At 57.7% G+C, this 14,205-nt stretch carries 14 protein-coding genes; 3 read left to right on the top strand and 11 right to left on the bottom strand.

Features of this window, described 5'->3' with window-relative positions:
* Nucleotides 1–4 precede the first annotated feature (4 nt).
* The 11 genes from atpG to mnmG form a co-directional block, all read right to left on the bottom strand.
* Nucleotides 5–865: a F0F1 ATP synthase subunit gamma gene (gene atpG / locus AC07OJ_RS11685; RefSeq protein WP_003233565.1), complete on the bottom strand. Its 861-nt coding sequence runs from the start codon at nt 863–865 to the stop codon at nt 5–7.
* A 50-nt stretch (nt 866–915) separates the two neighbouring features.
* A complete protein-coding gene (gene atpA / locus AC07OJ_RS11680; RefSeq protein ID WP_003177064.1) occupies nt 916–2,460 on the bottom strand; it encodes a F0F1 ATP synthase subunit alpha in 1,545 nt (514 codons plus the stop codon).
* Between the two features lie 21 nt (nt 2,461–2,481).
* Nucleotides 2,482–3,018 (bottom strand): F0F1 ATP synthase subunit delta, encoded by a 537-nt coding sequence (locus tag AC07OJ_RS11675; protein ID WP_015886646.1) that lies wholly within the window; start codon nt 3,016–3,018, stop codon nt 2,482–2,484.
* A gap of 12 nt (nt 3,019–3,030) precedes the next feature.
* Nucleotides 3,031–3,501, bottom strand: a complete 471-nt coding sequence (locus AC07OJ_RS11670; protein ID WP_015886647.1) for a F0F1 ATP synthase subunit B — start codon at nt 3,499–3,501, stop codon at nt 3,031–3,033.
* A 56-nt stretch (nt 3,502–3,557) separates the two neighbouring features.
* Nucleotides 3,558–3,815: a F0F1 ATP synthase subunit C gene (gene atpE / locus AC07OJ_RS11665; protein WP_002555987.1), complete on the bottom strand. Its 258-nt coding sequence runs from the start codon at nt 3,813–3,815 to the stop codon at nt 3,558–3,560.
* Between the two features lie 134 nt (nt 3,816–3,949).
* Nucleotides 3,950–4,819 carry a F0F1 ATP synthase subunit A gene (gene atpB, locus AC07OJ_RS11660; protein WP_034101609.1) on the bottom strand — a complete coding sequence of 290 codons (870 nt, stop codon included), beginning with the start codon at nt 4,817–4,819 and terminating at the stop codon, nt 3,950–3,952.
* 16 nt (nt 4,820–4,835) lie between these two features.
* Complete coding sequence (locus AC07OJ_RS11655) at nt 4,836–5,243, bottom strand: F0F1 ATP synthase subunit I (RefSeq protein WP_043048220.1); 408 nt, start codon at nt 5,241–5,243, stop codon at nt 4,836–4,838.
* Nucleotides 5,244–5,391: 148 nt separating this feature from the next.
* A complete protein-coding gene (locus tag AC07OJ_RS11650; protein ID WP_015886650.1) occupies nt 5,392–6,264 on the bottom strand; it encodes a ParB/RepB/Spo0J family partition protein in 873 nt (290 codons plus the stop codon).
* A gap of 9 nt (nt 6,265–6,273) precedes the next feature.
* On the bottom strand, nt 6,274–7,071 hold the full coding sequence (locus AC07OJ_RS11645) for a ParA family protein (RefSeq protein ID WP_010207696.1): 798 nt from the start codon (nt 7,069–7,071) through the stop codon (nt 6,274–6,276).
* Nucleotides 7,072–7,089: 18 nt separating this feature from the next.
* Nucleotides 7,090–7,734, bottom strand: a complete 645-nt coding sequence (gene rsmG / locus AC07OJ_RS11640) for a 16S rRNA (guanine(527)-N(7))-methyltransferase RsmG (protein ID WP_065902677.1) — start codon at nt 7,732–7,734, stop codon at nt 7,090–7,092.
* Nucleotides 7,731–9,623 (bottom strand): tRNA uridine-5-carboxymethylaminomethyl(34) synthesis enzyme MnmG, encoded by a 1,893-nt coding sequence (mnmG, locus tag AC07OJ_RS11635; RefSeq protein ID WP_495094569.1) that lies wholly within the window; start codon nt 9,621–9,623, stop codon nt 7,731–7,733. The genes rsmG and mnmG overlap by 4 nt, the downstream gene beginning before the upstream one ends.
* Before the next feature lie 554 nt (nt 9,624–10,177).
* On the opposite strand from mnmG, the gene AC07OJ_RS11630 reads away from it, so the two are divergent.
* The 3 genes from AC07OJ_RS11630 to AC07OJ_RS11620 all read left to right on the top strand — a co-directional run bounded on the left by AC07OJ_RS11630 (nt 10,178) and on the right by AC07OJ_RS11620 (nt 14,158).
* Entirely contained in the window at nt 10,178–10,684 is a 507-nt protein-coding gene (locus tag AC07OJ_RS11630) for a sigma-70 family RNA polymerase sigma factor (RefSeq protein WP_495005718.1), read from the top strand.
* Entirely contained in the window at nt 10,684–11,628 is a 945-nt protein-coding gene (locus AC07OJ_RS11625) for a FecR domain-containing protein (protein WP_495094568.1), read from the top strand. Before AC07OJ_RS11630 ends, AC07OJ_RS11625 begins: the two co-directional genes overlap by 1 nt.
* 91 nt (nt 11,629–11,719) lie before the next feature.
* Nucleotides 11,720–14,158 carry a TonB-dependent siderophore receptor gene (locus AC07OJ_RS11620; RefSeq protein ID WP_495094567.1) on the top strand — a complete coding sequence of 813 codons (2,439 nt, stop codon included), beginning with the start codon at nt 11,720–11,722 and terminating at the stop codon, nt 14,156–14,158.
* Nucleotides 14,159–14,205 lie beyond the last annotated feature (47 nt).

The raw sequence follows: 14,205 nt of genomic DNA, 5'->3' as shown, positions 1-14,205 counted from the left end.
ACCGTTAAACCGCGGCAGCGCCGCCGACGATTTCCGAGATCTCTTGGGTGATCGCAGCCTGACGCGCCTTGTTGTAGATCAGCTGCAAATCGCTGATCAGATCACCGGCGTTATCGGTAGCGTTTTTCATCGCGATCATCCGCGCCGCTTGTTCAGCTGCGTTGTTCTCGACCACCGCCTGGTACACCTGCGACTCCACGTAGCGCACCATCAAGCCGTCAAGCAGCTCTTTGGCGTCTGGTTCGTAGAGGTAGTCCCAGTGGTGCTTGAGTTCCTGATCCGGAGTCGCCACCAGTGGAATCAATTGCTCCACGGTTGGCTGCTGGGTCATGGTGTTGATGAACTTGTTGGATACCACGGACAGGCGGTCAATCCGGCCTTCCAGGTACGCATCCAGCATCACCTTCACACTGCCGATCAAATCATTGATCGACGGCTCTTCACCCAGGTGGCTGATAGCTGCAACGACGTTACCGCCGAAGTTGCGGAAAAAGGCCGCACCCTTGCTACCAACAACACACAGATCGATCTCGACGCCGTTTTCGCGGTTTACCGCCATGTCCTTGACCAGGGCCTTGAACAGGTTGGTATTCAGACCACCGCACAAACCACGGTCACTGCTCACTACCACATAACCCACACGCTTGACTGCGCGGTCGATCATGAACGGGTGGCGGTATTCCGGGTTGGCGTTGGCCAGATGCCCAATTACCTGGCGGATACGCTCCGCATAAGGACGGCTAGCAGCCATGCGCATTTGTGCCTTGCGCATTTTGCTGACCGCCACTTTTTCCATGGCGCTGGTAATTTTTTGCGTGCTTTTGATGCTCGCAATCTTACTGCGAATCTCTTTTGCGCCTGCCATGTAACACCTATCAGGTTAGCAAGCGGGAGCCTTGCGGCTCCCGCTGCGGCTTACCAGGTTTGGGTGGCCTTGAACTTCTCGATACCGGCTTTCATGCCAGCGTCGATATCGTCATTGAAGTCACCCTTCACGTTGATCTTCGCCATCAATTCGGCGTGATCGCGGTTGAAGTAAGCAATCAGCGCTTGTTCAAAGCTGCCGACCTTGGCGATTTCAACGTCGGTCAGGAACCCACGCTCAGCGGCATACAGCGACAACGCCATGTCAGCGATCGACATCGGGGCGTATTGCTTCTGCTTCATCAGCTCGGTAACGCGCTGACCATGCTCAAGTTGCTTACGGGTCGCTTCGTCCAGGTCAGAAGCGAACTGGGCGAATGCCGCCAGTTCACGGTACTGAGCCAGAGCGGTACGGATACCACCGGAGAGCTTCTTGATGATCTTGGTCTGAGCGGCACCACCCACACGGGATACCGAAACACCGGCGTTCACTGCAGGGCGGATGCCCGAGTTGAACATGGCCGATTCCAGGAAGATCTGACCGTCGGTGATGGAAATCACGTTGGTCGGAACGAACGCGGAAACGTCGCCAGCCTGGGTTTCGATGATCGGCAGTGCGGTCAGGGAACCGGTTTTGCCGGTCACTGCGCCGTTGGTGAACTTCTCTACGTACTCTTCGGAAACGCGGGATGCGCGCTCCAGCAGACGGGAGTGGAGATAGAACACGTCGCCTGGGTAGGCTTCACGGCCTGGTGGACGGCGCAGCAGCAGGGAAATCTGGCGGTAAGCCACTGCTTGCTTGGACAGATCGTCATAAACGATCAGCGCGTCTTCACCGCGGTCGCGGAAGAATTCACCCATGGTGCAACCGGAGTACGGTGCCAGGAATTGCAGCGCAGGAGATTCCGAAGCACTGGCAGCCACGATGATCGTGTTGGCCAGGGCGCCGTTTTCTTCCAGCTTGCGAACCACGTTGGCGATGGTCGATTGCTTCTGACCGATAGCTACGTAGACGCAGAAAATGCCGCTGTTCTTCTGGTTGATGATCGCGTCGATCGCCAGAGCGGTTTTACCGATCTGACGGTCACCGATGATCAGCTCACGCTGGCCACGGCCGACAGGGATCATGGCATCGACAGCCTTGTAGCCAGTCTGTACAGGCTGGTCTACCGACTTACGCCAGATCACGCCTGGAGCAACTTTCTCGACCGCGTCGGTCTCGGTGTTGCCCAGTGGACCTTTGCCGTCAACAGGGTTACCCAGTGCGTCGACTACGCGGCCCAGCAGTTCCTTACCAACCGGAACCTCCAGGATGCGGCCGGTGCACTTGGCGCTCATGCCTTCAGCCAGACTGGTGTACGCGCCCAATACAACGGCACCTACGGAGTCTTGCTCCAGGTTGAGGGCCATACCGTAGACGCCGCCCGGAAACTCGATCATCTCGCCGTACATAACGTCGGCCAGACCGTGAATCCGCACGATGCCGTCAGATACGCTGACGACAGTGCCTTCGTTACGGGCTTGGGAGGTCACATCGAGCTTGTCGATGCGGCCCTTGATAATTTCACTTATTTCGGAAGGATTGAGTTGCTGCATTGCTCTGCTGCCCCTTCAAACTCAAGATTTCAATGCTTCGGCAAGTTTCGCGATTTTGCCGCGAATCGAGCCATCGATAACCAGGTCGCCGGCACGGATAACAACACCACCAATCAGGGATGCGTCCTCCGAAGCTTGCAGGCGCACTTCCCGATTGAGTCGTGCACTGAGAACCTTGGCGAGTTTGTCTTGCTGTTCTTGGTTCAATGCAAAAGCACTGGTCACTTCAACGTCTACCGATTTCTCTGCTTCGGCCTTGTACAGGTCGAACAGAGCGGCGATCTCCGGCAGTAGCGGGAGACGGTCGTTTTCGGCAACGACATGGATGAAGTTCTGCACTTTCACATCAAACTTGTCGCCGCACACTTCAATAAAAGTGGCGGCCTTGTCTGCGCTCGTCAGGCGCGGGGCCTTGAGCACGCGCTGCATGGTGTCGTCTTGCGACACTGCTGCAGCCAGGCCGAGCATGGCTGACCAAGAGGCCAGCTGCTGGTGGGCCTGGGCGTGCTCGAAGGCTGCCTTAGCGTAAGGTCGGGCCAACGTGGTCAGTTCTGCCATGATCGCCCTCGCTTAAATTTCAGCAGCCAGTTTGTTAACCAGCTCCGCGTGCGCGTTTTGATCGATTGTGGCACCGAGGATCTTCTCAGCACCGCCGACCGCCAGAGCACCCAGTTGGGCACGCAGCGCGTCTTTGACGCCGTTCAGTTCCTGTTCGATCTCGGCATGAGCCGAAGCCTTCACACGGTCAGCTTCGACGCGGGCTTTTTCAACAGCCTCTTCGACGATCTGGTTACCGCGTTTCTTGGCTTGCTCAATGATTTCAGCTGCCTGTGCTTTAGCATCGCGCAGTTGATGACCCACTTTCTCTTGGGCCAACTCCAGGTCGCGAGCTGCACGGCTGGCAGCGTCCAAACCATCCGCGATCTTCTTCTGACGTTCGTGCAAAGCCGCGATGACCGGAGGCCACACGAACTTCATGCAAAACACTACAAAAATGAAGAACGCAACGGATTGGCCAATCAGGGTTGCATTAATGTTCACGCCAACACCTCGCTCATTCGTTGTCCATCACCCCAATCACTCGAAAAGTCGAGTGATTAGCCAGCGAGTTGACCAACGAAGGGGTTCGCGAAGGTGAAGAACAGTGCGATACCAACGCCGATCATGGTCACGGCGTCGAGCAGGCCGGCGACGATGAACATTTTAACTTGCAGCATTGGAACCATTTCTGGCTGACGCGCTGCGCCTTCCAGGAATTTGCCGCCCAGCAGGCCGAAACCAATGGCAGTACCCAGGGCGCCCAGGCCGATCAACAGTGCAACAGCGATAGCGGTTAGACCAACTACAGTTTCCATCTTTCCTCCCGACTTTTACGTCGTATGGTTTAGGTTTTTTAGATTTTAAAGCGGTAAAACAAATCGTTTCATAGGCCGTTAGAGCCCACCTTCCCGGGTGACCGGGAAGGACATCAGACTAGTCGAGACTGGTCTTAATGGTTCTCTTCGTGCGCCATCGACAGGTAGACGATGGTCAGCATCATGAAGATGAAGGCCTGCAGGGTGATGATCAGGATGTGGAACACAGCCCACGCCCACTGCAGAACCACGCCCAGGCCGCTGAGCCAGAGCAGACCACTGCCGAACATCACAGCGATCAGAATGAACACCAGTTCGCCGGCATACATGTTGCCGAACAGTCGCAGGGCCAGGGAAATCGGCTTGGCGACCAGGGTCACGAACTCCAGCAGGAAGTTCACCGGGATCAGCAGGGCTTGAACGAAGATGTTCTTGCTGCCGAACGGGTGAAGGGTCAGTTCGCCGATGAAGCCGCCGATGCCCTTGACCTTGATGCTGTAGAAAATGATCAACGCGAACACCGACAGGGCCATGCCCAGGGTGGCGTTAGGGTCCGTGGTGGAAACCGCACGGAATGGAATGTGGTGGTCGCCGGAGATCAGGATGGCCAGCTGAGGAATCCAGTCGACCGGGATCAGGTCGACGGCGTTCATCAGGAACACCCAGACGAAGATGGTCAGTGCCAGCGGTGCAATCACCGGGCTACGGCCATGGAAGCTGTCTTTCACGCTGCCATCGACGAATTCGACCAATACTTCAACGAAGTTCTGCAGGGCACCTGGTTGACCGGAAGTCGCCTTCTTTGCCGCCATGCGGAAAATCAGGACGAAAATCAGGCCCAGTGCGACCGACCAGCCCAGAGTATCCAGGTGGAAAGCCCAGAAGCCCATTTCTTTGGCTTCTGCTGCGGTGTGGGCGAAGCCCCAGCCGCCGTTGGGAAGCTGACCGAAGGTCAGGTTCTGCAAGTGGTGCTGGATATAGCCCGAAGCGGTTGTTTCTGCCATGGTTGCCTCAAACGCCCTAAGGTTTCGAAAGTCTTGTTTTCATTAGCAGGGGAGCGAACCAGCTGACCAGTTGGGTCAACACGAAGACGCCGAATACAGCCAGCGGCGCCAATGGCTTCACACCTGCAAAGGTCAGTGCAAACAGCACTGCCGTCAAAATCAGTTTCCCTGCTTCGCCGGCATAAAAGGACCGGACGATAGCCTGGGCTGCTCGGGCGCCGGAAAACCGAAAGGCCCTGTGAGCAAAATACATATTGGGCAGCAAGGCTATCAGGCCTCCGCAAAGTCCTGAATACCCGGCTACGACTCCATGCCAATACCAAAGCGCCAATGCGGCGATCAGCAAAATGACTAACTGAGCCAATAAAACCGGGAAAACGGCCAAGCGATGGAACGGCAACGTGTTTGGCGTGCGGGTTTCCATCACTCTTGCTCCTCAATGGTCGGCTGCCGGAAATCAATAACTTGGCATAATTTGTGCCGACAAAATGCGCGCAGAGTATAGGGGCGGTTCTGCCCCTATTCAACTGCCGGGTAGTGATTTCCGATCACGCGCTACATAAGCAAATGTTTCAGCGGATGTGGGCAAGGACGCCCTGAAGCTCATCGAGAGAGTTATATCCGATGACCAATTGGCCTTTGCCTTTCTTGCCGTGGCGAATTTGCACCGCAGAGCCCAGGCGCTCGGCCAGGCGCTGCTCCAGACGTGCAATATCCGGATCAGGTTTGGCCGTTTCGACCGGTGCAGGTTTACCACTGAGCCATTGGCGAACCAGGGCCTCTGTCTGACGAACGGTGAGCCCTCGTGCGACAACGTGTCGCGCCCCCTCAACCTGTTGATTTTCCGGCAATCCGAGCAAGGCACGGGCATGGCCCATCTCCAGGTCACCGTGGGACAGCATGGTCTTGATGACTTCCGGCAACGCGATCAGGCGCAGCAGGTTGGACACGGTGACCCGGGATTTACCCACAGCCTCGGCCACTTGTTGCTGGGTCAGCTGGAATTCCTGCTGCAAACGCTGCAACGCGATCGCTTCTTCGATCGGGTTGAGGTCTTCACGCTGGATATTCTCGATCAACGCCATGGCGATGGCCGTTTCATCCGGCACATCACGCACCATCGCCGGGATGGTGTCCTTGCCAGCCTGCTGGCTGGCACGCCAGCGGCGTTCACCGGCGATGATTTCGAAGCGTCCGCCACCGATCGGGCGTACCACGATCGGCTGCATCACGCCCTGGGCCTTGATCGAATTGGCCAGTTCTTCCAGCGCCTGGGGGTCCATGTCCCGGCGTGGCTGGTATTTGCCGCGCTGGATCAGGTCCAGGGGCAGGTGTTGCAGCTCGCGCTCGTCGGCCTGCACCGCTTGTTCTTCAAGCGATGTGACGGTCGGACCACTCAACAGTGCATCCAGTCCACGTCCGAGACCTCGTTTCTTGACGGCCATGGGGATTCCTTAAGTTGGCTGGGCTGCAGCGGTGCGTGAGTTGCGGCGCTGGCGACGAACCATTTCGCCGGCCAGTGCCAGGTAGGCAATGGCACCCCGCGATTGTTTGTCGTACGCCAGGGCCGGCATGCCGTAGCTCGGGGCTTCGGCCAGACGGATGTTGCGCGGGATCACCGTGTCGTACAGCTGATCGCCAAAGTGTTCCTTGAGCTGCGCCGACACATCGTTCATCAAGCTCAGGCGCGGATCGAACATGGTCCGCAGCAGGCCTTCGATCTGCAGGTTCGGGTTGAGCAACTCGGCGATGCGCTTGATGTTATCCACAAGGTCGCTCAAACCTTCCAGCGCGTAGTACTCGCACTGCATGGGGATAATCACCCCATCGGCGGCCACCAGCGCGTTCAGTGTCAGCATCGACAGTGACGGCGGGCAGTCGATCAAAATGTAGTCGTAATTCTCGCGGATCGGCGCCAAGGCGCTGCGCAGACGGCTTTCTTTCATCTGCATTTCCAGCAGCACCACTTCCGCCGCGGTCAAATCGCGGTTGGCCGGCAGCAGTTGATAACCGCCGTGTTCGGAATAGTGCATGGCCTGGGCCAGGTCGCACTCGCCAATCAGCAAGTCGTAGACCGAGTTTTCCAGGCCGTGTTTATCCACACCGCTACCCATGGTGGCGTTGCCCTGTGGATCGAGATCGATCAACAGCACCCGACGCTTGGTGGCGACCAGGGATGCTGCGAGGTTGATGCAGGTGGTGGTTTTACCCACGCCACCTTTCTGGTTCGCTATCGCGAATACCTTAGCCATTCTTGCTTGTGTTCCCAATCATGCCGTGCGGCGCAGTATCAGCAGATGGCGTTGGCCTTGGCAACCGGGTACGGCCAAGGCGTGTTCGCTATCGAGGTGGAAGTCTGCCGGCAATGCTAACAGCTCGTCGCTTGGATGAACGCCCTTCATTGCCAGCCAGCGGGTATCGCGGTCGCCCAGGTGGCGAGTCCAGTTGCTGAAGTTCTCCATGCTGCTGAACGCCCGGGAAACAATTCCGTTGAAAGGCTGTTCAGGCGTGAAGGCTTCGACCCGACTGTGGATAACTTGCAGGTTATCCAGCTTGAGTTCGAGTTTGACCTGGGTCAGGAAGCGGGTTTTCTTGCCGTTGCTGTCCAGGCATGTCACTTGCGCGTCCGGAAACAGGATGGCCAGCGGAATACCGGGCATGCCGCCGCCACTGCCTACGTCGAGCCAGCGACCGTTTTCGATAAACGGCATCACGCTCAAGCTATCGAGCAAATGACGCGAGACCATTTCATCGGGGTCGCGCACAGCGGTCAGGTTGTAAGCCTTGTTCCATTTGATCAACAGGGCCAGATAACCCAGCAGCAGCGTGTGCTGGGCTTCGGTCAGGTCCACGCCCAACTGGCGTGCACCTGTGGATAACTCTTCGGCGTGTTGCGAGGTGACCAACGAACTCAAGCGCTTTGCTCCAACTGACGGCCCGCGCCGCGTTTTTTCAAATGAATCATCAACAGCGAAATGGCCGCCGGGGTGACGCCAGGAATACGTGAAGCCTGGCCGAGGGTCTCAGGTCGAGTTATCCCCAGCTTGCTCTGGATTTCTTTCGACAGCCCGGAAATCCCGGTGTAGTCGATATCCACAGGCAGCTTGGTGTCTTCACTGGCGCGCAGGCGAGCAATCTCGTCCTGTTGGCGATCAATGTAACCGGCGTACTTGGTCTTGATCTCGACCTGTTCGGCGACCTGTGGATCTTCTGCGCCCTGGCCGGTCACTTCGACCAGACCAGCGTAGTCGATTTCCGGACGGGACAGCAGGTTCAGCAGGTTGTATTCGTGGGTCAGCGGCGTGCCGAATTTTTCCGCGATCGCGTCGCCCTGCTCGGTGCCCGGGCGAACCCAGGTACTTTTCAGGCGCTGCTCTTCGAGCGCGATGCTTTCGCGTTTTTTGCAGAAGGCCGCCCAGCGCGCGTCATCGACCAAGCCCAGCTCGCGACCTTTTTCGGTCAGGCGCAGATCGGCGTTGTCTTCGCGCAGGATCAGGCGATATTCCGCCCGGGAGGTAAACATCCGGTACGGTTCCTGGGTACCCAGGGTAATCAGGTCATCAACCAGTACGCCGATATACGCTTCATCGCGACGCGGGCACCAGCTGTCCTTGCCCTGTGCGCGCAGTGCCGCGTTGGTTCCGGCCAGCAAACCCTGGGCGCCGGCTTCTTCGTAACCGGTGGTGCCGTTGATTTGGCCAGCAAAGAACAGACCGCCGATCACCTTGGTTTCCAGGCTGTACTTCAGGTCACGCGGGTCGAAATAGTCGTACTCGATGGCGTAGCCCGGACGCACGATGTGAGCGTTTTCCATACCACGGATCGATTGCACGATCTGGATTTGCACGTCGAACGGCAGCGAAGTGGAAATCCCGTTCGGGTACAGCTCGTGAGTGGTCAGGCCTTCCGGTTCGATGAAGACCTGGTGGCTTTCTTTGTCGGCAAAGCGGTGGATCTTGTCTTCGATCGACGGGCAATAACGTGGGCCAATGCCCTCGATCACCCCGGAATACATCGGCGAGCGGTCGAGGTTGGCCGCGATGATTTCGTGGGTGCGCGCATTGGTATGGGTAATCCAGCAGCTCACCTGTTTCGGGTGCTGCTCTTTGGAGCCCATGAACGACATCACCGGAATCGGCGTATCGCCGGCTTGTTCGGTCATCACCGAGAAATCCACAGAACGCCCGTCAATACGCGGCGGGGTCCCGGTTTTCAGGCGCCCGACGCGCAGTGGCAGTTCACGCAGGCGATGCGCCAGGGCAATCGACGGCGGATCACCGGCGCGACCGCCCGAATAATTCTGCATACCGATGTGGATAAGTCCGCCGAGGAACGTACCGGTGGTCAGCACCACGGATTCTGCGAAGAACCGCAGGCCCATTTGCGTGACAACACCGCGGACCTGGTCCTGTTCGACGATCAGGTCATCGGCAGCTTGTTGAAATATCCACAGGTTCGACTGGTTTTCCAGGGTTTCGCGTACCGCCGCCTTGTACAGGATGCGGTCGGCTTGTGCCCGAGTGGCACGCACCGCCGGGCCTTTGCGGCTGTTGAGCACGCGAAATTGAATACCACCCTTGTCGGTTGCTTCGGCCATGACGCCACCAAGGGCATCGATTTCCTTGACCAGATGGCTTTTGCCGATCCCACCAATAGCGGGGTTGCAACTCATTGCACCGAGGGTTTCCACGTTATGCGTGAGCAACAGGGTTTTTACGCCCATGCGTGCTGACGCCAGTGCTGCCTCGGTACCGGCATGACCGCCGCCGATGACGATCACTTCAAAACGGGAAGGGAAATCCACCACGCACCTCGTGCCTGCTTATGTAGGTTATTAGGAATTGATTGGTTGAGCTGGTTTTAGAGCTTTGGCGGCAAGTATAGGGACTTAGCCCTTCCTAAAGAACCCTTTGCACAAAATTTAACCAGCTGTGGATGAATCACAGACAATAGAAATTAAAAGAGAGAAATTTATTAAATCTTTGTTTTTATGTTTATTTCTACTGAGCATGGTTTCTGTGGATAGATCTCTACAAGCCTTTATTTACGTTGTGTACAGCGTTTCAAAAGTCTGTGGTCATGTGCCAAGGAGGCCCTTGGATAAGTGCTTTAAGCCTGTGGATTAAACAGGTTGTTATCCACAGAGGGGTTTTTGCTCAGGTTTCAAGCCCTGTTATCAACTGGGCACAGGGGCGGTTATTCACAGGGCTTAATCCACAGAAATTGCTGGATCCGAGTGAATAGCGCCCACGACGAGGCCACCAGAATCCTTCGACTGCGGCAAAAACAGAGCTATTGTGAGAAAACCACGGCGCAGTTAATAATAGCGATTATCATTAACCTCGCTTGTCATGCCCTATGTCCCCTTCTTCACACACCGTTGCCGTCCAGCACATCTATGAGCAACACCACTCGTGGCTGCACGGATGGCTCAAAGGTAAATTGCATAACGCCTGCGATGCCGCTGATGTTGCGCACGATACGTTCGTGCGTATTCTGGGAGGGCGACATGCGGGACAGATCCTCGAACCGCGCGACTACTTGGCGACCATTGCCAGGGGGTTGGTGATTGATCGTTACCGCCGCCATGCCATCGAACAGGCTTATAAACAGACCCTGGCCGAACGTCCCGAAGCCATCGCCATCAGTGAAGAAGACAAGGCGATCATCATCGAGACCCTGGTAGCTGTGGATAAAGCGCTGGCTGGCCTGGGTGAACGGGCACGGCGGATCTTCATGCTCTCGCAGATCGACGGGCTGACTTATCAACAGATTGCCGACCAGTTGCAGGTCTCGTTGACCACTGTGAAGAAACACATGATCCGCGCCCTGACCGAATGCTCGCTGATCATGGCCAGTCTTTGATGGCTGCGCCCGATCGCAAGACCTTCGAGGCCGCCGCCAGTTGGTTTGTGCAATTTCAATCCCAGCCGCCGACCGCCGCCGAGCGTCATGCCTGGCAGCAATGGCTCAATGGTGATCCGTCCCACTTGGCTGCGTGGAACCAGATGGAGCGGTTGCAGCGCAGCCTCGGCGCCCTGCCCCAGGACCTCACGCGCCGCGCATTGTCGACCACGCAACAACGCCGCCAGGTGCTCAAGTGGATGCTGGTACTCGGTGCTACCGGCTACCTGGGCTGGAATGTCCAGCAACATACTTCCCTGGGCAATGTCTGGGCTGACTACCGCACACCGGTGGGCACGCGACGGCGCATCGAGCTGGCGGATGGCACGCGGATAGACCTGAATACCAACACCGCAATTGATGTGCTGTTCGACGGTCGCCAGCGTTTGATCCGCCTGCGCGAGGGTGAAGTGCTTATCCACACCGGCAAGTCCGGCGGGCAGACGCCCTTTTATGTGGAGACGCGCCAGGGCCGGATCCAGGCATTGGGCACGCGGTTTACCGTGCGCCAATTGCCGGACGCCACGCGCGTTGGTGTGCTGGAAGATCGAGTCAGTGTGGCGCCGGGTGACCAACCCGATCATGTCCGACTGCTCGGAGCAGGTGAAAGCGTCGACTTCGACCGACAGAACGTGGGGCTCAACCAGCCTTATCGCCGCACCCAGGCAGCCTGGGTCGACGGACAACTGATCGTGCTGGACGCACGGCTTGGGGATGTGATCGACGACCTCGCCCGCTATCGGCCGGGCATGCTGCAGTGCGATCCGGCCTCGGCACGCCTGCGTGTTTCCGGGACGTTTCGCCTGGACGCCACCGACGCGGTATTGGCCAACCTGCAAGCAACCCTGCCGATCCAGGTGAAATACTTCACCCGTTATTGGGTATCGGTAAAACGCATCGGCTGAGGGAAAAAATTATCCACAAGGGGGTTATCTTTTTTTTACCTGGCGCGGCCCTACAGGTAATCACGACGCTACCTTCAGGGCTTATCCACCTATGCGCCTTTCTACCAAGATCCGCCAACGACTCTCCTACCATGGCATGAGCTGCGGTTTGCTGCTCACGTCTGCCGCCGCCACCAGCCTGTTGCTCTGCACGGGTGCGATGGCTGCCAGCGCGGTGCAGCACTACACCATCGGGGCTGGCCCGCTGGACGGCGCCTTGAGCCAGTTCGCCGCCCGGGCCAATGTGATTCTATCCTTTTCGCCCCAGCAAACCGCGCAATTGAACACCCCAGGGCTGGAGGGGGACTATTCGGTGGACCAGGGCTTCGCACTGCTCCTGCAAGACTCGCGGCTGCAGGCTGTCGCCCAGGCCCCCGGCAGCTATGTCCTGCAGGCGGCTCCCGAAGGTCAACTGACCCTCGCCCCAACAACCGTGAGTACTTATCAACAGGCGGGTTTCAATCAGGACATCGCCGCGGATGTTGGCTACAAGGCGCAAAACAGCCGCATCGGTACCAAGACCAGCACGCCGCTGTCGGAAACACCGCGCTCGGTCTCGGTGGTCACCGGCCAGCGCATCAAGGACCAGAAATCCCAGAGCCTGACTGAAGTATTGGGCTATGTACCCGGCATCTTCGCTCCACCCTTTGCGGCCGGCGACAGCCTGGCGGGCGACCTGTTCTTCATTCGCGGTTTCAACGCCACGGATTATGGCTACGGCCTGCTACGTGATGGCTTACGCGTACAAGGCAATCGGTACGACACCACCAGCGAGCCTTATGGCCTGGAGCGAGTCGAGATTTTCCGTGGTCCGTCTTCCCTGCTGTACGGCGAAAACGCCCCAGGTGGCTTGGTCAACCTGGTCAGCAAACACCCGACTTCTACCCCGCAAGGCGAGGTGCAGTTGGGGTATGGCACGAACAACCGTCGCCAGGTGGGTGTGGATATCTCCGGTCCGCTCAATGACAACGAGAATATCCTTGGCCGCGTGGTAATGCTGGGTCGCAAGTCCGACACCCAGACCGATCACGTCCCGGATGATCGGCTCTATATCGCGCCCTCCCTGACCTTGAATTTCGACGACTACAACACCCTCACCCTGCTGGCCAACTATCAGAAAGACCACACCAACCTGGAACTCGGCCTGCCCGCTGCCGGCACGTTGCTTAAAAACCCCAACGGTAAGCTGTCCAAGCACACCATGCTCGGTGATCCGGACTGGAACACCTTCGAACGCGAAGCCTGGAGCACCGGCTACGAATTCAGCCACACCCTCAACGACGACTGGCAGTTCCGCCAGAACTCGCGCTATATGCAGTCACGCATCAACCGGCATGAAACCTGGCCAAGCACGCTGAATAATCGTGGTTTCGGTACCCAACTGAACATGACCGCCTACGACCGCTACAACAAGTCGATGGTCTACTCCCTGGATAACCAGCTTGAAGGCAAATTCCAGCTGGGCGAACTGGAAAATACCCTGTTGTTCGGCGCCAGCTACGACCGCACCTCATTCAACCAGGACTGGGACGCTGGCTTCGCCGGCACCATCAATGTGTATAACCCGGTATACCTGCGCGACCCGCTCACGCCGGTCGCGGTGCAAAACACCTTGCTCGAACAGCAGATGAAAGGGGTTTATGCACAGATCCAGAGCAAGTATGACCACTGGCTGTTTCTGCTGGGAGGCCGCCAGGACTGGGTCGACAGTGACTTCCGCGACAAAGTGAACAAGGCCAGCAATACCGACTCGCAGGATCGCAAGTTCACCTATCAGGGCGGGGTGATGTATCAGTTCGACAACGGCCTGACGCCGTATGTCAGCTACTCCACCGCGTTTGTACCGGTGCAGCAGATTTCCAATGCCGGCTCCCCCTTGAAGCCGATCACCAGCAGCCAGTATGAAGTGGGTGTGAAATACGAGCCGATCGGCTGGGACACCGCGATGACATTATCGGTGTATGACCTGCGCAAGCAGGACGACACCTACCTCGATGCCACCACCAACAGTTATCGCCAGGTTGGCGAGAGCCGAGCCAAGGGCGTGGAGGTGGAGGTCAACAGCAACATTACGCCCAACCTGAACCTCACTGCGGCCTACACCTACACGGACGCACGTATTACCAAGGACTCGGCCACGTCGCTGGTCGAAGGACACCAGATGAGCGGAGTTCCACGCAACCAGGCGTCGGTGTGGAGCAAGTACCGGTTCCTCGACGGCCAGTTGAAAGGCGTGTCCCTGGGCGGCGGTGTGCGTTATTTCGACAGCACCTTTTCCTACACGGGGCCATCGCTGTACGGAAAACTCGACGCGGGAAGTGTCACCTTGGTGGATGCGTCAGTGGGTTATCAGATAGACAAACACTGGTCTGTGGATCTGAACGCCAAGAACCTGTTCGACAAGGAATATGTGTCCGGCTGTAACGATGCGGGCCGCTGCTATTGGGGCGACAGCCGTACACTGCTTGGGACAGTTTCGTATAACTGGTGATGGATGAGGCCTGAAGCATCTGGACGTCTTCAGGCCACTATCGTCGG

It is taken from the genome of Pseudomonas sp. GW821-FHT09C08 (assembly GCF_059418125.1).
Note: the sequence above shows the minus strand (reverse complement) of the source record. Positions and strands in the feature narration are given on the sequence as shown.